This window comes from Massilia mucilaginosa (assembly GCF_011682145.1).
Classification (GTDB): Bacteria; Pseudomonadota; Gammaproteobacteria; order Burkholderiales; family Burkholderiaceae_D; genus Telluria_A; species Telluria_A mucilaginosa.
In genome coordinates this window covers 1-389 of record NZ_WHJH01000230.1, presented here as the reverse complement: position 1 = coordinate 389, position 389 = coordinate 1, and the positions used below count along the sequence as shown (strand labels likewise).

The following is a 389-nucleotide window of genomic DNA, read 5'->3' as shown; positions in this document are numbered from 1 at the left end:
CAGCCTGGCCGGCGCGCGCTTGCGCCCGGCGCTGCTCGAGGGCGACGCCGCACTGTTGGCCGGCGCCGTCTTTACGGCCACAATCGTGCTGGTAGTTGCACGCCTGAACATACATAATTGCAAGCTCAAGATTTAAGCAAGGAGAACAGATGTTGAACACAACCTGCATGACCACCCTGGCCTGCGCCCTCGCGCTGGCCGGCGCGACCACGGCGGCGATGGCGGCCCCGGCGCGCACCGCCGCCCCGGTCGAAGTCGGCTCGTACTACACCGCCTGGAGTACCGAGAGCGGTTTTCGCCTGAAGCAGCTTGACCAGGCCGGCGTGGCGGAACGCTTCACGTTCCTGAACTACGCCTTCGCCAATCTGTACAAGATGCCGGACAACACC

General features: G+C 64.8%; 1 protein-coding gene. It reads left to right on the top strand.

All coding sequences use genetic code 11. The annotated features are described in order from the left end of the window. Nucleotides 1-149: 149 nt before the first annotated feature. Nucleotides 150-389 (top strand): hypothetical protein (locus F2P45_RS34640; RefSeq protein WP_223164932.1); only part of this gene is annotated, 240 nt, incomplete at its 3' end.